Raw genomic sequence first — 22,632 nt, forward strand, 5'->3', positions numbered from 1 at the left:
CCCCCCCCCCCCCCCCCCCCCCCCCCCCCCCCCCCCCCCCCCCCACGACGGTCGTCACGACGATCGCCACGCTCCGGCCGGGCCGAAGACGGGCCGGCGGCGGCCTCGGCGGCCCGCTTGTCCTGGGCCATCGGGTCATGGGCGAGAATCTCGCCCTTGAACACCCAGACCTTGACGCCGCAGGTGCCGTAGGTGGTCTTCGCCGTCGCCGTGCCGTAGTCGACATCGGCGCGCAGCGTGTGCAGGGGCACGCGGCCCTCGCGGTACCACTCGGTACGGGCGATCTCGGCGCCGCCGAGGCGGCCGCCGCAGTTGATCCGGATGCCCTGGGCGCCCAGGCGCATCGCGTTCTGCACCGCGCGCTTCATGGCACGGCGGAACGCGACGCGGCGCTCCAGCTGGCTGGCGATGTTCTCGGCGACCAGCTTGGCGTCGATCTCCGGCTTGCGGATCTCGACGATGTTCAGGCTGACCTCGCTGCCGGCCATCTTCGCCAGCTCCTGACGGAGCTTCTCGATGTCGGCGCCCTTCTTGCCGATCACCACGCCCGGACGGGCGGTGTAGACCGTGACGCGCGCCTTCTTCGCCGGCCGCTCGATGACGATGCGGCTGATGCCCGCCTGGGCCAGACGCTTCTCGAGGAACTCGCGGATCTTGAGATCGGCGTGCAGCAGGCCGGCATAGTCCTTGGTCGCGAACCAGCGCGAATCCCAGGTCCGGTTGATGCCGACCCGCAGGCCGATCGGATTGACTTTCTGACCCATTACGCCGTCTCCCGCCGCTCGCGGACGATGACCGTGAGGTTCGACCAGAGCTTCTCGATGCGGGACGCACGACCGCGGGCGCGGGCATGGAACCGCTTCATGACGATCTGCCGCCCGACATAGGCCTCGGCCACGTAGAGCCGATCGACGTCCAGCTGATGATTGTTCTCGGCATTGGCGATCGCCGACTGCAGCACCTTCTTCACGTCGTCGGCGATGCGCCGGCGCGAGAAAGTGAGCTCGGCCAGCGCCTTGGCCGCATCCTTGCCTCGGATCGACTGAGCGACGAGGTTCAGCTTGCGGGGGCTGGTGCGCAGCGTCTTGGCGAACGCGCGCGCCTCATTCTCCGCAAGGCGAGGGGGGTTCTTCTCCTGTCCCATCGCTTACTTCCTCTTCGACTTCTTGTCCGACGCGTGGCCGTAGTACGTCCGCGTCGGCGAGAACTCGCCGAACTTGTGCCCGACCATGTTCTCGTTGACCACCACCGGCAGGAACTTCTGCCCGTTGTAGACACCGAAGGTCAGGCCGACGAACTGCGGCAGGATGGTCGAGCGACGCGACCAGATCTTGATGATCTCGTTCCGGCCCGACGAGCGCGACTTGTCTGCCTTCTTGAGCAGATAGCCGTCGACGAACGGGCCCTTCCAAACGGAGCGTGCCACCGTCGCTCTCCCTTACTTCTTGCGACGGCGGATAATGAGCTTATCCGTCGCCTTGTTGCTGCGGGTCTTGCGGCCCTTGGTCGGCTTGCCCCACGGGGTGACCGGATGACGGCCGCCCGAGGTGCGGCCTTCACCACCACCATGCGGATGGTCGACCGGGTTCATGGCGACGCCGCGGGTGACCGGCTTCTTGCCGAGCCAGCGGTTGCGGCCGGCCTTGCCGATCGAGACGTTCGACTGGTCCGGGTTCGAGACCGCGCCGACGGTGGCGAAGCACTCGCCGCGCACGATGCGCAGCTCGCCCGAGGCCAGCTTCAGCTGGGCATAGCCCATGTCGCGGCCGACGAGCTGGGCGTAGGTGCCGGCGGAGCGCGCCAGCTGGCCGCCCTTGCCGGCCTTCAGCTCGACATTGTGGACGATCGTGCCGACCGGCATGCTGCGCAGCGGCATGGCGTTGCCCGGCTTGATGTCGACCTTCTCGCCGGAGACGACCTTGTCGCCCGCAGCCAGGCGCTGCGGCGCCAGGATATAGGCCTGCTCGCCGTCCTCATAGGTGACGAGGGCGATGAAGGCGGTCCGGTTCGGATCGTACTCCAGACGCTCCACCGTGCCGACGACGCCAAGCTTGCGGCGCTTGAAGTCGATGATCCGGTAGGTGCGCTTGTGCCCGCCGCCCTGATGGAAGGCGGTGATGCGGCCGGTGTTGTTGCGGCCACCCTTCTTGGTCAGGCCTTCGGTCAGGGTCTTGACCGGCTTGCCCTTCCACAGGCCCGAGCGATCCACCTGGACCAGCTGGCGCAGGCCCGGGGTGATGGGATTGAATGTCTTCAAGGCCATCGGATCAAACCCCCGTGGTCACGTCGATCTGCTGCCCTTCGGCGAGCGTCACGACGGCCTTCTTCACATCCGAGCGCTTGCCCGGGAGACCCCGGAAACGCTTGGTCTTGCCCTTGGCGATCAGCGTGTTCACCGCGGTGACCTTGACGCCGAACACGCCCTCGACCGCGCTGCGGATCTCGGGCTTGGTGGCGTCGAGCGGCACCTTGAACACGACCTGGTTGTGGCCGGCGGCGAGCGTCGCCTTCTCGGTGATCACCGGCGCGCGGATGATGTCGTACATCCGCGGGGTGACGTTGGCCTCGGCCTTCTTCTTGCGAGAGCGGATCATTTCAGGCGGGCCTCGAGCTGCTCGACCGCCTGGCGCGACAACACGAGGGTGTCACGGCGCAGGATGTCGTAGACGTTGGCGCCCTGGCTGGGCAGAACGTCGATGAACGGCAGGTTCCGCGCGGCGAGGGCGAAGTTCGTGTCGATCTGCTCGCCGGCCAGGATCAGCGCGGAGTCGAGACCCAGCGCGGTCAGCTTGGCGGCGAGGCCCTTGGTCTTGTGGCTGTCGGCCACGACCGCATCGACCACGACCAGCTTGCCATCGGCCGCCTTGGAGGACAGCGCGTGGCGCAGGGCCAGCTTGCGGACCTTCTTCGGCAGGTCGTGCGCATGGCTGCGGACGACCGGCCCGAAGATCCGGGCGCCGCCGCGGAACTGCGGCGACCGCGTCGAACCCTGGCGGGCGTGACCCGTGCCCTTCTGCTTGTAGGGCTTCTTGGTCGTGCCGCTGATCTCGCTGATGCCCTTGGTCTTGTGGTTGCCGGAGCGGCGCTTGGCCAGCTGCCAGTTCACCATGCGGAAGAGCAGATCGGTGCGGACCTCGAGACCGAACACGGAATCGTCGAGATCGATCTCACCGGCGCTGGTGTTGTCGAACGTCTTGACGGCGATCTTCATCGCTTAACCCTCCTGACCGGCGGTGTCGGCCGCAGGAGCTTCAACAGCCCCGGCCTCGACAACAGCCGTCTCGGCGGCAGCCTTGCGGACCGCACCCGGGAACGGGACGTCCTTCGGCGCCGGCCGCTTGGCCGCGTCGCGGATCAGCACCCAGCCGCCCTCGGCACCCGGGACCGCACCCTTGACCATGATCAGGCCGCGCTCGACATCGGTGGTGACGACGGTGAGGTTCTGCACCGTCACCCGCTCGGCACCGAGATGGCCGGCCATCTTCTTGTTCTTGAAGACCTTGCCGGGGTCCTGCCGCTGGCCGGTCGAACCATGCGACCGGTGCGAGACGGACACGCCGTGCGAGGCGCGCAGGCCACCGAAGTTCCAGCGCTTCATGACGCCGGCGTAGCCCTTGCCGATCGAAGTGCCGGTGACGTCGACGACCTGGCCGGCCACGAAATGGTCGGCAGTCAGCTCGTCACCCACGGTCAGCAGCGCATCGGTGCTGACGCGGAACTCGACCAGCTTCTTCTTCGGCTCGACCTCGGCCTTGGCGTAGTGGCCGCGAACCGCCTTGGAGACGTTCTTGACCTTGGCCTTGCCGGCACCGAGCTGCACCGCGGTGTAGCCGTCGGTCTCCTCGGTCTTCACCGCGACGACCTGGACGCCGTCGAGCTTGAGGACCGTGACCGGGATGTGCTGGCCATCGGCGTCGAAAATTCGTGTCATGCCCAGCTTCTGGGCGATCAATCCGGAGCGCATCGTCACCGCCTCAGAGCTTGATCTCGACATCGACACCGGCCGCAAGGTCGAGCTTCATCAGAGCATCGACGGTCTGCGGCGTCGGGTCGACGATGTCGAGCAGACGCTTGTGGGTGCGGATCTCAAACTGCTCGCGCGACTTCTTGTCGACATGCGGCGAGCGGTTGACGGTGTAGCGCTCGATGTTCGTCGGCAGCGGGATCGGCCCGCGCACCCGAGCACCGGTCCGCTTCGCGGTGTTGACGATCTCGCTGGTCGACTGGTCGAGCACGCGATGATCGAACGCCTTGAGGCGGATACGGATGTTCTGACTGTCCATCGTTCTGTATCCGAGTGTTCTTGCCGAGAGGTGGAAAACCGGCTCATTCCGGCCCCCACGTCGCGAACAGTCCAAAAAAAAACTCACCCAAGCCGCGAGGGGGCTCGGGTGAGGCGCGTTTCATAACCGAGCCCGCCCCGAATGTCACGCCCGGAATGCCGGTTGTGACGCTTTCGTGATCGGGCCCGCCATGCGCGAAGCTCAGGGCTCGTCGCCCGTCGCCCCTCTCATCCCGGGCCGCCCTTTCCGTGCCGCCTTGCGGCGGGGAACGGAGGTACGGTCCTTGGTCCTTCACGGGCCGGGAGCCGAGGCCCCCGAACCCATGATCCTCAAGCCATCATCACTTGATGATGGAGGCGACGACGCCGGCGCCGACGGTGCGGCCGCCTTCGCGGATGGCGAAGCGCAGGCCCTCATCCATGGCGATCGGCGCGATCAGCGTGACCTTCATCGAGATGTTGTCGCCCGGCATCACCATCTCGGTGCCTTCCGGCAGCTCCACCACGCCGGTCACATCCGTCGTCCGGAAGTAGAACTGCGGACGGTAGTTGGTGAAGAACGGCGTGTGACGGCCGCCCTCTTCCTTCGTCAGGATGTACGCCTCGGCCTTGAACTCGGTGTGCGGCGTGATCGAGCCCGGCTTGGCCAGAACCTGGCCGCGCTCGACCTCCTCGCGCTTGGTGCCGCGCAGCAGCGCGCCGATATTGTCGCCCGCCTCGCCCTGATCGAGCAGCTTGCGGAACATCTCGACGCCGGTGCAGGTCGTCTTCACCGTCGGCTTCAGCCCGACGATCTCGATCTCCTCACCCACCTTCACCACGCCGCGCTCGACACGACCCGTCACCACCGTGCCGCGGCCCGAGATCGAGAACACGTCCTCGATCGGCATCAGGAACGGCTTGTCCTTCGGACGCTCCGGCTGCGGGATGTACGCGTCCACCTTCGCCATCAGCTCCAGGATCGCGTCGTGCCCCAGCTTCTTCTCGCCGTCCTCCAGCGCCACCAGCGCCGAGCCCGGCACGATCGGAATGTCGTCGCCAGGGAAGTCGTAGCTCGACAGCAGCTCGCGGACCTCGAGCTCCACCAGCTCCAGGAGCTCCGGATCGTCGACCATGTCGACCTTGTTCAGGAACACCACCAGCGCCGGAACGCCGACCTGACGCGCCAGCAGGATGTGCTCCCGGGTCTGCGGCATCGGCCCGTCCGCCGCCGACACCACCAGGATCGCACCGTCCATCTGCGCCGCGCCCGTGATCATGTTCTTCACGTAGTCGGCGTGGCCCGGGCAGTCCACATGCGCGTAGTGACGGTTCGCCGTCTCATACTCCACATGTGCCGTCGAGATCGTGATCCCGCGCGCCTTCTCTTCCGGCGCCTTGTCGATCTGGTCGTACGCCGTGAACGTCGCCCCGCCCGTCTCCGCCAACACCTTCGTGATCGCCGCCGTCAGCGACGTCTTCCCATGGTCCACGTGACCAATCGTCCCGATGTTGCAGTGCGGCTTCGTCCGCTCAAACTTCGCCTTCGCCATTCTCTCTCTCCGTTCTTCTTAAGCGCGCATCAAGCCAGCTTGGCGCGGACTTCGTCGGCGATCGCCTGGGGCACTTGCTCGTAGTGATCGAAGTGCATCGAATACTGGGCGCGGCCCTGAGACATCGACCGCAGGGTGTTGACGTAGCCGAACATGTTGGCCAGCGGCACCATCGCCGCGATGACCTGGGCGTTGCCGCGGCTGTCCATGCCCTGAATCTGGCCGCGACGGCTGTTCAGGTCGCCGATGACATCGCCCATGTAGTCCTCGGGCGTCACCACCTCGACCTTCATGATCGGCTCGAGCAGCGCCGGACGAGCCTTCGGAATGCCCTCGCGGAACGCCGCGCGGGAGGCGATTTCGAACGCCAGCACCGAGGAGTCGACGTCGTGGTAGGCGCCGTCGATCAGGGTCGCCTTGAAGTCGATCACCGGGAAGCCGGCGATCACACCGGTGTCCTTGGCCGAGTTCAGGCCCTTCTCGACGCCCGGGATGTATTCCCGAGGCACGGTGCCGCCGATGACCGAGCTTTCGAACTGGTAGCCGGACCCGGCCGGCAGCGGCTCGAACACCAGCTTGACCCGCGCGAACTGACCGGAACCGCCGGTTTGCTTCTTGTGGGTGTAGTCGATCTCGGCCCGCTGGGTGATGGTCTCGCGATAGGCCACCTGCGGCGCGCCGACATTGGCGTCGACCTTGAACTCGCGCTTCATGCGGTCGACCAGGATCTCGAGATGGAGCTCGCCCATCCCCTTGATCACGGTCTGGCCGCTCTCAGGATCCACGGCGACGCGGAAGGACGGATCCTCCTGCGCCAGGCGCTGCAGCGCGGTCGACATCTTCTCCTGGTCGGCCTTCGACTTCGGCTCGACCGCGACCTCGATGACCGGCTCCGGGAACTCCATGCGCTCAAGCACGATCGGCTTGGCCGGATCGCACAGCGTGTCGCCCGTCGTGGTGTTCTTGAGGCCGACCAGCGCGACGATGTCGCCGGCGCTGGCCTCCTTGATCTCCTCGCGGTTGTTCGCATGCATCAGCAGCATGCGGCCCACCCGCTCCTTCTGGCTCTTGACCGAGTTCTGGACGTAGGACCCGGCGAGGAGCGTGCCCGAATAGATGCGGGCAAAGGTCAGCGAACCGACGAACGGGTCGGTCATGATCTTGAAGGCGAGAGCCGAGAACGGCGCCTCGTCATTGGTCGGCCGGGTATCGACCTCGTCCGAATCGATCTTGTGGCCCTGGACCTCGGCGACGTCGAGCGGCGACGGCAGGAAGTCGACCACGGCGTCAAGCAGGGTCTGCACGCCCTTGTTCTTGAAGGCGGAGCCGCAGAGCACCGGCACGAACTTGAACGCCAGCGTGCCCTTGCGGATGCAGGAGCGCAGCTGGTCCGGAGTCGGCTCGGTGCCCTCGAGATAGGCCTCCATCACCGTGTCGTCCATCTCGACCGCGGTGTCGAGCAGGGTCTGGCGCAGCTCGGCTGCCTTCTCCTGCAGGTCGGCCGGGATCTCGGCGAAGTGGAAGCTGGCACCGAGGCTGTCGTCCTCCCAGATCACCGCCCGGTTCTCGACCAGGTCGACGATGCCGGCATAGTCGCTCTCGACGCCGATCGGCATGTTCAGCACCAGGGGCACCGCGCCCAGCCGGTCCTTGATCATGTCGACGCAGCGATAGAAGTTCGCGCCGATCCGATCCATCTTGTTGACGAAGCAGATCCGCGGAACCTTGTACTTGTCGGCCTGGCGCCAGACGGTCTCGGACTGCGGCTCGACGCCCGCCACCGAATCGAACACCGTCACCGCACCATCGAGCACGCGCAGGGACCGCTCGACCTCGATGGTGAAGTCGACGTGGCCCGGCGTGTCGATGATGTTGACGCGATAGTCGCGCCAGAAAGCGGTGGTCGCAGCCGAGGTGATGGTGATGCCGCGCTCCTGCTCCTGCTCCATCCAGTCCATCGTCGCCGTGCCTTCATGCACTTCGCCGATCTTGTACGACTTTCCGGTGTAGTAGAGGATTCGCTCGGTCGTGGTCGTCTTACCGGCATCGATGTGCGCCATGATGCCGATGTTGCGGTATTTCTCGATCGCGTGGCTACGCGGCATGATCAGTCTCTCGGGCCGGAGGCTGGGTTACCAGCGGTAGTGCGAGAACGCCTTGTTGGCGTCCGCCATCTTGTGCGTGTCTTCGCGCTTCTTCACCGCGGCGCCGCGCTGGTTGGCGGCGTCCATCAGCTCGTTCGAGAGGCGGTCGACCATGGTGGTCTCGGAGCGCTTGCGCGCGGCCGCGATCAGCCAGCGGATGGCCAGGGCCTGGCCACGCTCGGCGCGAACTTCGACCGGCACCTGGTAGGTGGCGCCGCCGACCCGGCGGGAGCGGACCTCGACATGCGGCCGCACATTGGCGAGCGCCTCGTGGAAGGCCACGATCGGGTCGGCCTTGGTGCGGCTCTGCAGCTTGTCGAGGGCGTCGTAGACGATCGTCTCGGTGGTCGACTTCTTGCCGTCGTACATGAGGTTGTTCATGAACTTCGACAGGATGACATCGCCGAATTTCGGGTCCGGCAGGATTTCACGCTTCTCGGCGCGATGGCGACGGGACATATGTGACCTCCTTACTTCGGACGCTTCGCGCCGTACTTCGACCGGCGCTGGCGACGATCCTTGACACCCTGCGTATCGAGCGTGCCGCGAATGATGTGGTAGCGCACGCCCGGCAAATCCTTGACGCGGCCGCCGCGGATCATGACGACCGAGTGCTCCTGCAGGTTGTGGCCCTCACCCGGAATGTAGCTGGTGACCTCGAACCCGTTGGTGAGGCGCACGCGCGCCACCTTACGAAGCGCCGAGTTCGGCTTCTTCGGGGTCGTGGTGTAGACACGGGTGCAAACGCCACGCTTCTGCGGGCAGGCCTGGAGAGCCGGCACCTTGTTGCGCGCCCGCTGCGGCTGGCGCGGCTTACGGATCAACTGATTGATCGTCGGCATATCTGCCCTTCTTGGTTCTTCGACAAAAACGGCCCGGCAAAGCGGCCCACCCGTCCGGGTCCCACTGTCCTGACACCCATTCCGAGAGAAGGATGACGCAAACGATACAGGACCCCGAGGCGCCCACGCCTGCGGGGCCAACCGGAGTCCTTCGCTTGTCGCGGCCGCATCCCAGATGCATCCGCGGTCGTCTGTCTCTGCGGAAAGCGCGTCTAACCCGTCGCAAAACGGGTTACAGCCGGCTCCCGGAAAAGCGCGCGGACTATACGGATGCACCTATGCCCCGTCAAGCCGCATCGATCGCCTCCGGAACGATCAGGCGCCGCCCTGCCCCGGCAGCGAAACCGAGCCCAGCTTGTCGGGGTTGCGGGTCCAGAACACGCCCGTGATGCCCTCGGGCCCGACGGCGAGGTCGATGGTGCCCACCAGCTGGTCGCCGTCCATCACCACATAGCCCTGCTGGCCGTTGATCCAGCGCGGCAGATAGGTGAATTCGCGGCCGAACTTGCGCCAGACGCCGTGCAGGAACTGGGCCACCCGCTCGCTGCCCTCGATCACGTTCATCGCCGCCCGCACCTTGCCGCCGCCGTCGCTGTAGAGCCGGGCGTCCCGGGTCAGCAGCGCGGTCAGCTGCGCCAGGTCGCCGGAGCGCAGCGCGTCGTGGAAGGCGGTCAGCATCGCCTCGTGCTGCGGCTGCGGCACCGGCTCGGCGGCGAGGCCGCTGCCCTCCAGCTTGCGCCGGGCGCGGCTGACCAGCTGCCGGGTGGCGGCATCGCTGCGGTCGAGCGCCGCCGCCACGGCGGCGTGCTCCAGGCCGAAGACGTGCTGCAGCAGATAGGCGGCGCGCTCGACCGGGGTCAGCTTCTCCAGCAGCAGCAGGAAGGCGGTGGTCAGCGTCTCGCTGCGCTCCAGCTCCTCCGCGGCGGAAGGGGCGGTCTCGCTCACCAGCGGCTCCGGCAGCCAGGGGCCGACATAGGTCTCGCGCCGGTGCCGGGCCGAGCGGAGCTGGTCGATGCACAGCCGGGTGCAGGCGGTGACCAGCCAGGCCCGGGCGTTGTCGATGGCGCCGCGGTCGGCCGCCTGCCAGCGCAGCCAGGTCTCCTGCACCGCGTCCTCGGCATCGGCGCGCGAGCCGAGCATGCGGTAGGCCAGGCCCCACAGGACCCTGCGGCTGGCTTCGAAATCCGCGGCGTCGGAGCGGGCATGGGCGTGATCCATCTGCGTCTCGGGGGCGAAGGGCGACACGGACAAGACGGAACAGCCTCCTGGGATGTGACGTTGGGACCGGCCCAGCTTACACCCTGGCGGCCAGATGGCGGGCGCGAACCTCGTCGAGCCCGGCGACGATGCTGCGGGCGTCGAATCGGGCCCGGGCCCGGGCGGGCCCCTCGAGCTGCAGCCGGCGGCGCAGCGCCGGGTCGCCGATCAGGGCCTCGGCCGCCACCTGGATGGCCTCGGCCGTCACCTTCGGCAGGGTGACCGCGGTGTCGCCGGTGATCTCGCGCAGGCCGCCGGTGCCGGAGCAGATCAGCGCGGCGCCCCAGGTCAGCGCCTCCAGCGCGGTGCGGCCGAACGGCTCCTCATAGACCGAGGGCACCGAGGCGATGGCCGCTCTGCGGACCCAGCCCATGACCTCGTCATGCGGCATGAAGGGCAGGAACTGCGCCCGGTCGCCGGCCTCGGCCAGGGTGGCCTTGACCTGCTCGACGAAGGCCGGGTCGCGGCCGCGGCCGATCATCACCGCACGCCAGTCCGGATGCGCCGCCAGCACCGGCTTCATCGCCCGGGCGAATTCCAGGGGCCCCTTGTCCGGGATCACCCGCCCGACCTGGATGATGATGTTCTCCTTGGCCTCCGGCGGCGGCGCCGGCGTGTCCATGTCGAGGCCGTTATAGACCACGTCGAGCGTGCCCTTGAACCAGGGCGCGTGCGCCTGGAAATGTCGGCGCAGCGCCTCGGACACGAAGACGAAGCCGGCGAAGCGCGACACGGCGGCGCGGTAGTGCAGCCGCCACAACAGCCCCTTGTGGAAGCGGATGAAGTTGTGCCGGAAGTACAGGAGCGGCACCCGCGGCAGCGCCCGGGCCAGGGCCGAGGCGGTCACCCGGTGGGCATGGACCTCGATCAGCGACGGGTTCAGCGCCGCGATCTGCGGCAGCGCCCGCTTCATCCAGCGGCGGTGCGGCTCCCCCTCCTGCAGCGGGATCGGATGGAAGCGGATGCCGGGGAACGGCTCGCCCGCATCCTGCCCGACCACGACGATATCCTGCGCGTAGCGGCTGAAGGTGACGGTGTCGCGCGCATAGAGATCGACCGGGCTGGCGCCGACGGCGCCGAACTTCATCTTGCGCGGCAGGACGATGACGATGGAACCCATGGATACCTCCGGGCGCCTTTATGGCGATCCATGACGCCTGATACCAGGGTTCTCCTGGCCTGCGACCGCGCTGCGAGTTGATCGCAGCCGGCCCCGGGCCTATTCTCCGCCCCGAGATCGCGTGGCCGGCCGAGGGGTCGGGCCGCGCTGCAGGAGAACGGTGTGATGCTTCGCTACGATGTGCTCGAACAGGCGGCGGTGGACCGGACGCCGTTCCCGCATGTGATTTCCGGGGATGTACTGCCGGAGGCGCGCCGCGCCGAGCTGGAGAAGGACTTTCCCGACATCCCGATCACCGGCTTCGTGCCGCCGGACGAGTACCCGGCCGGCGCCGCGTTCAAGGAGCTGGTGTCGGACGTCACCAGCCGGGAATTCGCCACCATGCTCGGCGCCAAGTTCGGCCTCGACCTGGCGTCGAAGCCGACCCTGGTGACGGTGCGGAAATGGTCCGAGGCGGCGGCCGGGCGGCCGCACACCGACGGGGCGGACAAGATCGTCACCGCGCTGGTCTATCTGAACCAGGAATGGGCGTCGAACGAGGGCTGCCTGCGCATCCTGACCAGCCAGGACATCAACGGCCCGGATGCCCGGGAAGTGGCGCCGACCTTCGGCAACTTCCTGGCCTTCCAGCGCTCCGACCACTCCTGGCACGGCCACCTGCCGTTCAAGGGCGAACGCCGGGTGCTGCAGATCGCCTGGTGCGTCAACGAGGAGGCGATCGCCCGCAAGCGCAAGCGCCACGGCCAGTCCAGCTTCTTGAAGAAGCTGTTCTCCTTCGGCAAGAAGCATTGAGCGAAGCGGCCTGAACCCCATATCGCATCAGGGCACAGGCCGGCGGCCGGCCCCTCCGACCGAAGGGACACGGCCATGCATCCGATCCGCACCCTTGTCGTCGCCGGCTTCATCCTGACTGGCTGCATTGCCGCGGCACCGCCCGAGGCCGCGCCCGACCCGGCAGTGGCGGCGAAGCTGCGGCAGCTGTCCGGCGGCAACGCCTGCAGCGATCGGATCGCCGGGGCGCTGACCGCGGCCGGGATCGCCGCCGACCGGATCACCGACTACGACCTGGCGCCGGCGGCGACGAGCGGGCGGCGCAGTGGGGGGACGCGGCGAAACCTGCAGCGCCAAGCCTGGCTCAAGATGGCCGGCGGCGGCAGCGTCGTGGTGCAGTTCGAGCCCTCGTCCTGCCGCATCGCCCTCGTTTACGCCCGCGACGGCGCAGTGCTGCCGAGGGCCAGCTGAGGCCCGCGGCCCTCAGTCCTCTTTGTCGCTGCTGCCGATGATGCGCCCAGTCGAATCGTAGTGGATCGTCCGGTTGCCCTGTTGGCGGTCATAGCCGAGCGTGCGGCCGACGGAATCGTGGCGGACGACGCGGGAGCTGTCCTGCCGGTCATACCCCGTCATCCGACCTGCGGAGTCGTAGTGGACAGTGCGCTTACCGTCCTGGCGCTCGCATCCGATCAGGCGGCCTGTCGAATCATACTCGACCTGCCGCGGCGCCGACGCGGTCCCGGCCGTGAGGGCCCCCGAGAGCGCCATAAGCACGCCGAGCCCCAGGATCCATCGCTTCCGCATTCGCCCCTCCCGCACCGCCCGATCCCAGCCCGGCAGCTTCAACGGCTATCGCCGATTTGCGGCAATTCCGTGGTCCCGGCGGCAGACGCTCCAGCAGCGGCACTGCCTCCGCCGGGTCGGGCATGGCGGCGATCTCCTGCGCCATGCGCTCAGCCGCCGACCGATAGGCCGGATCGGCCAGCACCGCCCGCGTGGCCTCGCGCACCGCCTCTGGCGAGCAGCCGACCGGGTCGAGCACCCGGGCGACGCCAAGCGCGGCGCAGCGTTCGGCGTTCGCCGGCTGGTCCGCCCCGATCGGCAGCAGGACCATCGGCACGCCATGCGCCAGCGCCCCGATCACGCCACCCGGCCGGCGAAGCCGTCGCGCACCGCCCGGTCCTCGCGCGCCGCGTCGAAGGCGAGCAGCGGCGTCCGGACCGGGGCCAGGCGCAGCGTCTCCCCGCCGGTGGCGAAGGCGGCGAAGCCGGCGGCCTTGACCGCTTCGGTCATCGCCGGCTGGCCGGCGAAGGCGACGTCGTGCCCGGCCGCCCGCACCGCCACGGCGAGCGGCACCAGCGGCAGGAAATGCCCGCTGCCGCCGGCAAAGCTGAACAGGACGCGCATGGCACTCCCCGCCCTTCTCTGTCATTGCCGGGCCTGACCCGGCAATCCAGTGGGTTTCGACAGACTCTGGATTCCCCGGGACGAGCCCGGGCATGACAGCAAGGGAGGAGATATGGCTTCGGCACGGAGCTGGCGCTACGGTCGCTGACCGAGTTGGAGCATCAAGCTATGCACCAGACCATCGAGCAGGCATGCCGCGACCTGGGGGTCGAGGCGCCGGGACGGATCGGGCCTCAGCTGGGGCCGGAGGATCTGAAACGCCTGTTTCGGGCCGCGCCTGTCGGCGTCCACCTCTGGATCACGGACGTCTTCCACCTGGTGATCGAGCGGATCCCGCCGGAGCTGTGCTTCCGGTTCTGGAAATCCGAGGTCCAGTCCCGGCTGATGGAGGATGGGTTCTTCATGCGGGAGCTCTGGCCCGAGCGCTATGCCTATCTCGCCCAGCAATGGACATCGCCGTACCGGGAGCCGCTGGTCGAGCTGACGCGCTGCGATTAGGCCACCCGCCTCCGGGCAAAGACCCCCCTCCGGCAGGACCGGAGGGGGTTTGGTTCGGAGCCAGCCCCGGATCAGGCGGCAGCTTCGCCCGACGGCAGGGCCGGCTCGCCGTCCTGCTCCTCGTGCTGCAACCGGGCCACGCGGTCGCGCTCGCCGGCGATCTGCCGCAGGCGGTTGACCACCGAGCCGGTGCCCGCCGGGATCAGGCGGCCGACGATGACGTTCTCCTTGAGGCCGGCCAGGTCGTCGACCTTGCCGGAGACCGCCGCCTCGGTGAGGACGCGGGTGGTCTCCTGGAACGAGGCCGCCGAAATGAACGACTTGGTCTGCAGCGAGGCCTTGGTGATGCCCTGGAGCACCGAGACGCCCTTGGCCGGCCGCAGGTTCTCGCGGATCGTCTTCTCGTTCTCTTCCTCGAAGTCCTCGCGGTCGATCTGGTCGCCGATCAGCAGGGTGGTGTCGCCCACCTCCGTGATCTCGACCTTCTGCAGCATCTGGCGGACGATCACCTCGATGTGCTTGTCGTTGATCTTCACGCCCTGCAGCCGGTAGACGTCCTGGATCTCATTGACCAGGTAGTCCGCCAGCGCCTCGACCCCGAGCACCGACAGGATGTCGTGCGGCACCGGGTTGCCGTCCAGCAGCTGGTCGCCCTTGAGGACGTAGTCGCCTTCCTGCACCGAGATGTGCTTGCCCTTCGGAATGAGGTATTCGCGCTCGTCGCCCGACTCCTCGTTCCGCACGACGATGCGCCGCTTGGTCTTGTAGTCCTTGCCGAACTCGACCCGGCCATCGAGGTCCGAGATGATGGCGTAGTCCTTCGGCTTGCGGGCCTCGAACAGCTCGGCGACACGCGGCAGACCACCGGTGATGTCACGCGTCTTCGAGCCTTCGCGCGGGATACGGGCCATGACGTCGCCGGCCTGCACCTGCGCGCCGTTCTCGACCTGCAGGATGGCGTCGACCGAGAGGAAGTAGCGCGCCTCCAGGCCGTTCGGCAGGCGGATGACCTCGCCCTTCTCGTCGCGCAGGACGATGCGGGGCTTCAGCTGGTCGCCGCGCGGCTGCTGCCGCCAGTCGACCACCACCTTGGCCGAGATGCCGGTCTGCTCGTCGACGACCTCGCGCATCGAGACGCCTTCGACCAGGTCCATATAGGTCGCCGTGCCCGCCTTCTCGGTGATGATCGGCATGGTGTACGGATCCCACTCGGCCATCTTGCGGCCGCGCTCGATCTTCTCGCCGTCATCGACCAGCAGCTTGGCGCCGTAGGGCAGACGGTGGCGCGCCTTTTCGCGGCCCTGCCCGTCGACGAGCTGCAGCTCGCAGTTCCGGCTCATCACCACCAGGACGCCCTGGCCGTTCTTCACCACGTTGCGGTTCTTGATCTGGACCTTGGCGTCGAACGCCGCCTCGATCGCCGACGCCTCGGCACCGCGCTGGGCCGCGCCGCCGATGTGGAAGGTCCGCATCGTCAGCTGGGTGCCCGGCTCGCCGATCGACTGCGCCGCGATGACGCCGACGGCCTCGCCGATGTTCACCGTGGTGCCGCGGGCCAGGTCGCGGCCGTAGCACTTGCCGCAGATGCCGCCCTTGGTCTCGCAGGTCAGGGCCGACCGGATCAGCACCCGGTCGATGCCGGCCACCTCGACCGCCTCGACCAGCGCCTCGTCGATCAGCTCGCCCTGCTGGACCACGACCTCGCCGGTCAGCGGATGCAGCACCGCTTCGCCGGCGCAGCGGCCGAGGATGCGCTCACCCAGCGGCACGATCACCTCGCCGCCGTCGATCACGGCGCCGGTGGTGATGCCGTTCTTGGTGCCGCAATCCTCCTCGATCACCACGCAATCCTGGGCGACGTCGACCAGGCGGCGGGTGAGGTAGCCGGAGTTGGCGGTCTTCAAGGCGGTGTCGGCCAGGCCCTTGCGGGCGCCGTGCGTCGAGTTGAAGTACTCGAGAACGGTCAGGCCTTCCTTGAAGTTCGAGATGATCGGCGTCTCGATGATCGACCCGTCCGGCTTCGCCATCAGGCCGCGCATGCCGGCGAGCTGCCGGATCTGCGCCGCCGAACCGCGGGCGCCGGAATGGGCCATCATGTAGACCGAGTTCACCTGCCGGGTCGGGTCGGTGAGCGTGGCCTGGATCTCGGCCATCATCTCACGCGCCACCTCGTCGGTGGTGTTCGACCACACGTCGACCACCTTGTTGTACTTCTCGCCGCGGGTGATCAGGCCGTCGAGATACTGGTTCTCGTACTCCTTCACCAGCTGCGTCGCCTTGGCGATCAGCTCTTCCTTCGCCTTCGGGATGACCATGTCATCCTTGCCGAAGGAGATGCCGGCGCGGCAGGCATGGGCGAAGCCCAGGCCCATCAGCCGGTCGCAGAAGATCACCGTCTCCTTCTGGCCGCAGTGGCGGTAGACGATGTCGATGACGTTGGTGACGTCCTTCTTCGTCAGCAGCCGGTTGACTTGGCTGAACGGCACCGCCGGGTGCCGCGGCAGGATCTCGGACAGCAGCATCCGGCCCGGCGTGGTGGTGACGCGCTGGATGATCTCCTGGCCGGTCTCGTCGACCGTCTTGAACCGGGTCTTGATCCGGCTGTGCATGCCGATCACGCCGGCCGCCATCGCCTGCTCCATCTCGCCGATCGAGGCGAAACGGGGGATCTGGTGAGCCGTCAGCTTGCCCGACTTCAGCTTCTCGAACACCGCCTTGATGTCGGTGGCGTCGACCACGTCCGCCGGCTTGGCCGGGTTCTGCAGGATGATGTCGTCGTTGGTGATCGCGGAGGTCAGCGCCTCGATCCCGTCGATCGACAGCGCCGGGCCGAGCTTGTCGTTGCGCTCCATCGACAGGTAGTAGATGCCGAGGACGATGTCCTGCGACGGCACGATGATCGGCTTGCCGTTGGCCGGGCTGAGGATGTTGTTGGTCGACATCATCAGCACGCGGGCCTCGAGCTGGGCCTCGAGCGCGAGCGGCACGTGCACGGCCATCTGATCGCCGTCGAAATCGGCGTTGAAGGCGGTGCAGACCAGCGGGTGCAGCTGGATCGCCTTGCCCTCGATCAGGGTCGGCTCGAACGCCTGGATGCCCAGGCGGTGCAGCGTCGGGGCGCGGTTCAGCAGGACCGGGTGCTCGCGGATGACCTCCTCGAGGATGTCCCAGACCTCCGGCCGCTCCTTCTCCACCATCCGCTTCGCGGCCTTGATGGTGGACGCCATGCCGTACAGTTCAAGCTTGTGGTAGATGAACGGCTTGAACAGCTCGAGCGCCATCTTCTTCGGCAGGCCGCACTGGTGGAGCTTCAGCTCCGGCCCGACGACGATGACCGAACGGCCCGAATAGTCGACGCGCTTGCCGAGCAGGTTCTGGCGGAACCGGCCCTGCTTGCCCTTCAGCATGTCGCTGATCGACTTCAGCGGGCGCTTGTTGGCGCCGGTGATGACACGGCCGCGGCGGCCGTTGTCGAACAGCGCGTCGACCGCCTCCTGCAGCATGCGCTTCTCGTTGCGCACGATGATGTCGGGCGCGCGCAGCTCGATCAGCCGCTTCAGGCGGTTGTTGCGGTTGATGACGCGGCGATACAGGTCATTCAGGTCGGACGTGGCGAAGCGGCCGCCGTCCAGGGGGACGAGCGGGCGCAGCTCCGGCGGGATCACCGGAACGACGTCGAGCACCATCCACTCCGGATGCGAGCCGGATTCGAGGAAGGCGTCGATCAGCTTCAGCCGCTTGACCAGCTTCTTGCGCTTGGCCTCGGAGCCGGTCTCGCGCAGCTCCTCGCGGACCTGCACCCGCTGCTCCTCGAGGTCCATGCCCGAGAGCATGCCCTTGAGGGCCTCGGCGCCGATCTTGGCGGTGAAGGCGTCCTCGCCGTACTCGTCCTGGGCGCGAAGATACTCGTCCTCGGTGAGGAGCTGGTTCTTCTTCAGCGCGGTCAGCCCGGGCTCGACCACCACGAAGCTCTCGAAGTACAGGACCTTCTCGAGATCCTTCAGCGTCATGTCGACCATCAGGCCGATGCGCGACGGCAGCGACTTCAGGAACCAGATATGCGCCACCGGCGAGGCCAGCTCGATATGGCCCATGCGCTCGCGCCGGACCTTCGACAGCGTGACCTCGACGCCGCATTTCTCGCAGATGATGCCGCGATACTTCATGCGCTTGTACTTGCCGCACAAGCACTCGTAATCCTTGATCGGACCGAAGATCCGGGCGCAGAACAGGCCGTCCCGCTCCGGCTTGAAGGTCCGGTAGTTGATCGTCTCGGGCTTCTTGATCTCGCCATAGGACCAGGAGCGGATGCGCTCCGGGCTGGCGATCTGGATCTTGATCTGGTCGAAGCTCTGCGGCGTCGAGACCTGGCCGACGAGATTCATCAACTCGTTCATGTACCTGCTCCCCCGGGGGTAGGGACGGACGTATAGGGTTCAACGACGGCCGATCCTGTCGGACCGGCCGCCGGAAACGGATCAGAAGCTGCGCTGCTCGAGCTCGACATTGAGGCCCAGCGACCGCAGCTCCTTCATCAGAACGTTGAAGGATTCGGGGATGCCGGCCTCGAAGTTGTCGTCGCCGCGGACGATCGCCTCGTAGACCTTGGTGCGGCCGGACACGTCGTCCGACTTCACCGTCAGCATCTCCTGCAGCGTGTACGCCGCGCCGTACGCCTCGAGCGCCCACACCTCCATTTCGCCGAAGCGCTGGCCGCCGAACTGGGCCTTGCCGCCCAGCGGCTGCTGGGTGACCAGGCTGTACGGGCCGATCGACCGGGCGTGGATCTTGTCGTCCACCAGGTGATGCAGCTTCAGCATGTAGATGTAGCCGACGGTCACCTTGCGGGCGAACTGCTCGCCGGTGCGGCCGTCCTGCAGCGTGACCTGGCCCGAGGAGGCCAGGCCGGCCTTCTCCAGCATGTGGACGATGTCGTCCTCGCGGGCGCCGTCGAACACCGGCGTCGCCATCGGCACGCCCTTGCGCAGGTTGCCGGCCATCTCGACCATCTCGTCCGTGGACATGTCCTGGATGTCCTCGTCGTACTGGCCGGTGCCGTAGACGTCCTGCAGCTTGCCCTGCAGCGCCTTCACCGACTTGCCGGTGTCCTCGCCGCGCCGGGCCTGGGCCTGGTACTGGTCGACGATCTCGCCGATCTGGCGGCCGATGCCGGCCGCGGCCCAGCCGAGATGGGTCTCCAGGATCTGGCCGACATTCATGCGGCTGGGCACGCCGAGCGGGTTCAGCACCAGGTCGACATGGGTGCCGTCCTCGAGATACGGCATGTCCTCGATCGGCATGATCTTGGACACCACGCCCTTGTTGCCGTGCCGGCCGGCCATCTTGTCGCCGGGCTGCAGCTTGCGCTTCACCGCGACGAAGATCTTGACCATCTTCATCACGCCGGGCGGCAGCTCGTCACCGCGCTGCAGCTTCTCGACCTTGTTGTCGAACCGGGCCTCGAGCGCCTTCACCTGGTCGTCGAAGTGACGGCCCATGGCCTCGATATCGGCCATGCGCGCCTCGTCGGCGATGGTGATCTGGCGCCACTGGCCGCGGCTGAAGTCCTTCAGCTGCGCCTCGGCGATCTCGCCGCCGGTGGCGAAGCCCTTCGGACCGGAGACCGAGGTCTGCCCGAGCAGCAGCTCCTTCAGCCGGGCGAAGAAGCTGCGCTCCAGGATCGCGCGCTCGCTGTCGCGGTCCTTGGCCAGCCGCTCGATCTCGGCCCGCTCGATCGCCAGGGCGCGCTCGTCCTTGTCGACGCCGCGGCGCGAGAACACCCGCACCTCGACGATCGTGCCGGTGACGCCCGGCGGCAGGCGCAGCGAGGTGTCGCGGACGTCGGACGCCTTCTCGCCGAAGATGGCGCGGAGCAGCTTCTCCTCCGGCGTCATCGGGCTCTCGCCCTTCGGCGTGACCTTGCCGACCAGGATGTCGCCCGGCTTCACCTCGGCGCCGATGTAGACGATGCCCGCCTCGTCGAGATGGCGCAGCGCCTCTTCACCGACATTCGGGATGTCGCGGGTGATCTCCTCCTGGCCGAGCTTGGTGTCGCGCGCCATCACCTCGAATTCCTCGATGTGGATCGAGGTGAAGACGTCGTCCTTGACGATGCGCTCGGAGATGAGGATCGAGTCCTCGAAGTTGTAGCCGTTCCAGGGCATGAACGCGACGAGCACGTTGCGGCCGAGCGCGAGCTCGCCGAGCTCGGTCGACGGGCCGTCGGCGATGATGTCGCCCTTGGCCACGCGGTCGCCGACCTTCACCAGCGGCCGCTGGGTGATGCAGGTGCTCTGATTCGAGCGCTGGAACTTCAGCAGGTTGTAGATGTCGACGGTCGAGACCGCGCCTTCGGTGTCGGTCACCCGCACCACGACGCGGGTGGCGTCGACCGTGTCGATCACGCCGGCGCGGCGGGCGACGATGGTGACGCCCGAGTCACGGGCGACCGTGCCCTCCATGCCGGTGCCGACCAGCGGCGCGTCGGCGCGCACCAGCGGCACCGCCTGGCGCTGCATGTTCGAGCCCATCAGCGCGCGGTTGGCGTCGTCGTTCTCGAGGAACGGGATCAGTGCCGCGGCCACCGAGACGATCTGCTTCGGCGAGACGTCGACCAGGTCGATCGATTCCGGCTTCGACATGATGTAGTCGCCGCCCTGCCGGCACGACACCAGGTCGCCGACGAAGCGGCCCTCGCCGTCCAGCTCGGCATTCGCCTGGGCGATGGTGTAGCGGCTCTCCTCCATCGCCGAGAGGTAGATGACCTCGTTGCTGACGCGGCCGTCGACCATGCGGCGATACGGGCTCTCGATGAAGCCGTACTTGTTCACCCGGGCGTAGGTGGCGAGCGAGTTGATCAGGCCGATGTTCGGGCCTTCCGGCGTCTCGATCGGGCAGATCCGGCCGTAATGGGTCGGGTGCACGTCGCGCACCTCGAAGCCGGCACGCTCGCGGGTCAGACCGCCCGGCCCGAGGGCCGAGAGGCGCCGCTTGTGCGTGATCTCGGACAGCGGGTTGGTCTGGTCCATGAACTGGCTGAGCTGCGAGGAGCCGAAGAACTCCCGCACCGCCGCCGCCGCCGGCTTCGCGTTGATCAGGTCGTGCGGCATGATCGTGTCGATATCGACGGACGACATGCGCTCGCGGATCGCGCGCTCCATGCGCAGCAGGCCGACGCGGTACTGGTTCTCCATCAGCTCGCCGACCGAGCGGACGCGGCGGTTGCCGAGGTTGTCGATGTCGTCGATCTCGCCGCGGCCGTCCTTCAGCTCGACCAGGATCTTGAGGATCTCGAGGATGTCGGTCTTGCGCAGGACGCGGAGCTGGTCGTCGGTCTCGAAGCCCAGGCGCGCGTTCATCTTCACCCGGCCGACGGCCGAGAGGTCGTAGCGCTCCTGGTCGAAGAACAGGCCGTTGAACAGCGCCTCGGCGCTCTCCAGCGTCGGCGGCTCGCCCGGGCGCATGACCCGGTAGATGTCGATCAGCGCGTCCTCGCGGCTGGCGTTGCGGTCGATCGCCAGGGTGCTGCGCAGATACGGGCCGACATTGACATGGTCGATGGCGAGCACGGTCAGGGTGTCGAAGCCCTTCTCCTCGAACAGGTCGAGGACGGCCTGGGTGACCTCGTCGCCGGCCTCGAAGAAGACCTCGCCGGTCTGCTCGTCGATCACGTCGCCGGCCAGGTAGCGGCCGGCCAGGTCCTCGGCCGGGACCAGGATCTCGGTGACGCCCTGCTCGACCAGCTTCTTGATGACGCGCGGCGTCATCTTGGTGTCGGTCTGGGCCACCACCTCGCCCGAGGCGGCGTCGACCAGGTCGGCCGTCAGCTTGACGCCCTTCAGGCGCTCGCCGTCGAAGGCAGTCTTCCAGCCGTCCTTGGCGCGCGTATAGGCGACGCTGTCGTAGAAGAAGCCGAGGATCTCCTCCCGGCTCATGCCCTGCGCCTCATAGGGCTGCAGGCCGCGGCCTTCCTTCGCCCGCGCCTGGCGCAGCGCGGCGGTCTCGGCCGAATCCAGCGCCATCAGCAGCGTCGTGGTCGGCAGCTTGCGGCGGCGGTCGATGCGGACATAGAGGTGGTCCTTGGCGTCGAACTCGAAGTCGAGCCAGGAGCCGCGATAGGGGATGACACGGGCGGCGAACAGGTACTTGCCCGAGGAATGGGTCTTGCCGCGGTCGTGGTCGAAGAACACGCCCGGGCTGCGGTGCATCTGCGAGACGATGACGCGCTCGGTGCCGTTGATGATGAAGGTGCCGTTCGCCGTCATGAGCGGCATGTCGCCCATGTAGACGTCCTGCTCCTTGATGTCGCGGATCGAGCGCAGGCCCGTATCCTCCTCGACATCGAACACGGTCAGGCGCAGCGTCACCTTGAGCGGCGCGGCGAAGGTCATGCCCCGCTGCTGGCACTCCTCGACGTCGTATTTCGGCTCCTCGAGCTCGTAGGAAACAAAATCGAGCTCGGCGCGTTCAGAGAAGTCCTTGATCGGGAACACCGACCGGAACACCTCCTGCAGGCCGACCACGGCCCGGGCCGCCGGCTTCACGTTCATCTGCAGGAACTGATCGTAGGAGCTGCGCTGCACCTCGATCAGGTTTGGCATTTGGGCGACCTCGGGGATCCGCCCGAAACTCTTGCGGACGCGCTTACGGCCGGTGAAGGTCTGAGCCATGTGAGCCCCTCGTTTCCAACAAATGCCGAACAGGTACGGAACACAAACGCCCGTTCGCGGGGGGGGCCCGGGGGGGGGGCGGGGCCCGGCGCCAAACCCAAAAAAACCCC

22 protein-coding genes are annotated in these 22,632 nt (G+C 67.5%); 3 read left to right on the forward strand and 19 right to left on the reverse strand.

Annotation, left to right across the window (positions count from 1 at the left end):
- The 14 genes from rpsC to AAHM41_RS27430 form a co-directional block, all read right to left on the reverse strand.
- Nucleotides 1-764 (reverse strand): 30S ribosomal protein S3 (gene rpsC, locus AAHM41_RS27365; protein WP_342239774.1); only part of this gene is annotated, 764 nt, incomplete at its 3' end.
- Nucleotides 764-1,144, reverse strand: coding sequence for a 50S ribosomal protein L22 (gene rplV, locus AAHM41_RS27370; protein ID WP_342239775.1), 381 nt, complete (start codon nt 1,142-1,144; stop codon nt 764-766). The genes rpsC and rplV, both read right to left, overlap by 1 nt.
- Nucleotides 1,145-1,147: 3 nt before the next feature.
- The gene (rpsS, locus tag AAHM41_RS27375) at nt 1,148-1,426 is read right to left on the reverse strand and encodes a 30S ribosomal protein S19 (protein WP_342239776.1); all 279 of its coding nucleotides are present in this window, start codon (nt 1,424-1,426) and stop codon (nt 1,148-1,150) included.
- 12 nt (nt 1,427-1,438) lie between these two features.
- Nucleotides 1,439-2,263 (reverse strand): 50S ribosomal protein L2, encoded by an 825-nt coding sequence (gene rplB, locus AAHM41_RS27380; RefSeq protein WP_342239777.1) that lies wholly within the window; start codon nt 2,261-2,263, stop codon nt 1,439-1,441.
- A 4-nt stretch (nt 2,264-2,267) separates the two neighbouring features.
- Nucleotides 2,268-2,594 carry a 50S ribosomal protein L23 gene (locus tag AAHM41_RS27385; protein ID WP_342239778.1) on the reverse strand — a complete coding sequence of 109 codons (327 nt, stop codon included), beginning with the start codon at nt 2,592-2,594 and terminating at the stop codon, nt 2,268-2,270.
- Nucleotides 2,591-3,211 carry a 50S ribosomal protein L4 gene (gene rplD, locus AAHM41_RS27390; protein WP_342239779.1) on the reverse strand — a complete coding sequence of 207 codons (621 nt, stop codon included), beginning with the start codon at nt 3,209-3,211 and terminating at the stop codon, nt 2,591-2,593. Before rplD ends, AAHM41_RS27385 begins: the two co-directional genes overlap by 4 nt.
- A 3-nt stretch (nt 3,212-3,214) precedes the next feature.
- Nucleotides 3,215-3,964 (reverse strand): 50S ribosomal protein L3, encoded by a 750-nt coding sequence (gene rplC / locus AAHM41_RS27395; RefSeq protein WP_342239780.1) that lies wholly within the window; start codon nt 3,962-3,964, stop codon nt 3,215-3,217.
- Between the two features lie 10 nt (nt 3,965-3,974).
- Complete coding sequence (rpsJ, locus tag AAHM41_RS27400) at nt 3,975-4,283, reverse strand: 30S ribosomal protein S10 (RefSeq protein WP_026873858.1); 309 nt, start codon at nt 4,281-4,283, stop codon at nt 3,975-3,977.
- 340 nt (nt 4,284-4,623) lie between these two features.
- Nucleotides 4,624-5,814, reverse strand: coding sequence for an elongation factor Tu (gene tuf / locus AAHM41_RS27405; protein ID WP_342239781.1), 1,191 nt, complete (start codon nt 5,812-5,814; stop codon nt 4,624-4,626).
- Nucleotides 5,815-5,843: 29 nt separating this feature from the next.
- Complete coding sequence (gene fusA / locus AAHM41_RS27410; RefSeq protein ID WP_342239782.1) at nt 5,844-7,919, reverse strand: elongation factor G; 2,076 nt, start codon at nt 7,917-7,919, stop codon at nt 5,844-5,846.
- Between the two features lie 27 nt (nt 7,920-7,946).
- A complete protein-coding gene (gene rpsG / locus AAHM41_RS27415) occupies nt 7,947-8,417 on the reverse strand; it encodes a 30S ribosomal protein S7 (RefSeq protein WP_342239783.1) in 471 nt (156 codons plus the stop codon).
- Between the two features lie 11 nt (nt 8,418-8,428).
- Nucleotides 8,429-8,800 carry a 30S ribosomal protein S12 gene (rpsL, locus tag AAHM41_RS27420; protein WP_026873043.1) on the reverse strand — a complete coding sequence of 124 codons (372 nt, stop codon included), beginning with the start codon at nt 8,798-8,800 and terminating at the stop codon, nt 8,429-8,431.
- 315 nt (nt 8,801-9,115) lie between these two features.
- Entirely contained in the window at nt 9,116-10,045 is a 930-nt protein-coding gene (gene sigJ, locus AAHM41_RS27425) for an RNA polymerase sigma factor SigJ (protein ID WP_342239793.1), read from the reverse strand.
- Nucleotides 10,046-10,094: 49 nt separating this feature from the next.
- Entirely contained in the window at nt 10,095-11,177 is a 1,083-nt protein-coding gene (locus tag AAHM41_RS27430) for a glycosyltransferase family 4 protein (RefSeq protein ID WP_342239784.1), read from the reverse strand.
- Between the two features lie 165 nt (nt 11,178-11,342).
- Between AAHM41_RS27430 and AAHM41_RS27435 the strand changes: the two genes are divergently transcribed.
- Nucleotides 11,343-11,969: a 2OG-Fe(II) oxygenase gene (locus AAHM41_RS27435; RefSeq protein WP_342239785.1), complete on the forward strand. Its 627-nt coding sequence runs from the start codon at nt 11,343-11,345 to the stop codon at nt 11,967-11,969.
- Nucleotides 11,970-12,044: 75 nt separating this feature from the next.
- The gene (locus AAHM41_RS27440) at nt 12,045-12,419 is read left to right on the forward strand and encodes a hypothetical protein (RefSeq protein ID WP_342239786.1); all 375 of its coding nucleotides are present in this window, start codon (nt 12,045-12,047) and stop codon (nt 12,417-12,419) included.
- Between the two features lie 12 nt (nt 12,420-12,431).
- Here the strand turns inward: AAHM41_RS27440 and AAHM41_RS27445 are convergent, their stop codons facing one another.
- From AAHM41_RS27445 to AAHM41_RS27455, 3 genes are all read right to left on the reverse strand, one after another.
- On the reverse strand, nt 12,432-12,581 hold the full coding sequence (locus tag AAHM41_RS27445) for a hypothetical protein (RefSeq protein ID WP_342239787.1): 150 nt from the start codon (nt 12,579-12,581) through the stop codon (nt 12,432-12,434).
- A 73-nt stretch (nt 12,582-12,654) separates the two neighbouring features.
- Nucleotides 12,655-13,092, reverse strand: a complete 438-nt coding sequence (locus AAHM41_RS27450; protein WP_342239788.1) for a glycosyltransferase — start codon at nt 13,090-13,092, stop codon at nt 12,655-12,657.
- Nucleotides 13,089-13,355, reverse strand: a complete 267-nt coding sequence (locus tag AAHM41_RS27455) for a hypothetical protein (protein ID WP_342239789.1) — start codon at nt 13,353-13,355, stop codon at nt 13,089-13,091. The genes AAHM41_RS27450 and AAHM41_RS27455 overlap by 4 nt, the downstream gene beginning before the upstream one ends.
- Before the next feature lie 168 nt (nt 13,356-13,523).
- Here AAHM41_RS27455 and AAHM41_RS27460 point away from each other — a divergent pair, with 168 nt between their 5' ends.
- Nucleotides 13,524-13,853 carry a hypothetical protein gene (locus AAHM41_RS27460; RefSeq protein WP_342239790.1) on the forward strand — a complete coding sequence of 110 codons (330 nt, stop codon included), beginning with the start codon at nt 13,524-13,526 and terminating at the stop codon, nt 13,851-13,853.
- 71 nt (nt 13,854-13,924) lie between these two features.
- On the opposite strand, the gene rpoC is transcribed toward AAHM41_RS27460, so the two are convergent.
- Nucleotides 13,925-18,250, reverse strand: a complete 4,326-nt coding sequence (gene rpoC / locus AAHM41_RS27465) for a DNA-directed RNA polymerase subunit beta' (RefSeq protein ID WP_342239791.1) — start codon at nt 18,248-18,250, stop codon at nt 13,925-13,927.
- Between the two features lie 81 nt (nt 18,251-18,331).
- Nucleotides 18,332-22,522: a DNA-directed RNA polymerase subunit beta gene (gene rpoB, locus AAHM41_RS27470; protein ID WP_342239792.1), complete on the reverse strand. Its 4,191-nt coding sequence runs from the start codon at nt 22,520-22,522 to the stop codon at nt 18,332-18,334.
- Between the last annotated feature and the right edge of the window lie 110 nt (nt 22,523-22,632).

The organism is Inquilinus sp. OTU3971, from assembly GCF_038440215.1.

Excerpts from the sequence above, each read along its gene's own strand:
- rplV (WP_342239775.1), bottom strand. The coding sequence starts at position 1,144 with ATGGGACAGGAGAAGAACCCCCCTCGCCTTGCGGAGAATGAGGCGCGC.
- rplB (WP_342239777.1), bottom strand. The coding sequence starts at position 2,263 with ATGGCCTTGAAGACATTCAATCCCATCACCCCGGGCCTGCGCCAGCTG.
- AAHM41_RS27385 (WP_342239778.1), bottom strand. The coding sequence starts at position 2,594 with ATGATCCGCTCTCGCAAGAAGAAGGCCGAGGCCAACGTCACCCCGCGG.
- rplD (WP_342239779.1), bottom strand. The coding sequence starts at position 3,211 with ATGAAGATCGCCGTCAAGACGTTCGACAACACCAGCGCCGGTGAGATC.
- rplC (WP_342239780.1), bottom strand. The coding sequence starts at position 3,964 with ATGCGCTCCGGATTGATCGCCCAGAAGCTGGGCATGACACGAATTTTC.
- rpsJ (WP_026873858.1), bottom strand. The coding sequence starts at position 4,283 with ATGGACAGTCAGAACATCCGTATCCGCCTCAAGGCGTTCGATCATCGC.
- tuf (WP_342239781.1), bottom strand. The coding sequence starts at position 5,814 with ATGGCGAAGGCGAAGTTTGAGCGGACGAAGCCGCACTGCAACATCGGG.
- fusA (WP_342239782.1), bottom strand. The coding sequence starts at position 7,919 with ATGCCGCGTAGCCACGCGATCGAGAAATACCGCAACATCGGCATCATG.
- rpsG (WP_342239783.1), bottom strand. The coding sequence starts at position 8,417 with ATGTCCCGTCGCCATCGCGCCGAGAAGCGTGAAATCCTGCCGGACCCG.
- rpsL (WP_026873043.1), bottom strand. The coding sequence starts at position 8,800 with ATGCCGACGATCAATCAGTTGATCCGTAAGCCGCGCCAGCCGCAGCGG.
- AAHM41_RS27430 (WP_342239784.1), bottom strand. The coding sequence starts at position 11,177 with ATGGGTTCCATCGTCATCGTCCTGCCGCGCAAGATGAAGTTCGGCGCC.
- AAHM41_RS27435 (WP_342239785.1), top strand. The coding sequence starts at position 11,343 with ATGCTTCGCTACGATGTGCTCGAACAGGCGGCGGTGGACCGGACGCCG.
- AAHM41_RS27440 (WP_342239786.1), top strand. The coding sequence starts at position 12,045 with ATGCATCCGATCCGCACCCTTGTCGTCGCCGGCTTCATCCTGACTGGC.
- AAHM41_RS27445 (WP_342239787.1), bottom strand. The coding sequence starts at position 12,581 with ATGACGGGGTATGACCGGCAGGACAGCTCCCGCGTCGTCCGCCACGAT.
- AAHM41_RS27455 (WP_342239789.1), bottom strand. The coding sequence starts at position 13,355 with ATGCGCGTCCTGTTCAGCTTTGCCGGCGGCAGCGGGCATTTCCTGCCG.
- AAHM41_RS27460 (WP_342239790.1), top strand. The coding sequence starts at position 13,524 with ATGCACCAGACCATCGAGCAGGCATGCCGCGACCTGGGGGTCGAGGCG.
- rpoC (WP_342239791.1), bottom strand. The coding sequence starts at position 18,250 with ATGAACGAGTTGATGAATCTCGTCGGCCAGGTCTCGACGCCGCAGAGC.
- rpoB (WP_342239792.1), bottom strand. The coding sequence starts at position 22,522 with ATGGCTCAGACCTTCACCGGCCGTAAGCGCGTCCGCAAGAGTTTCGGG.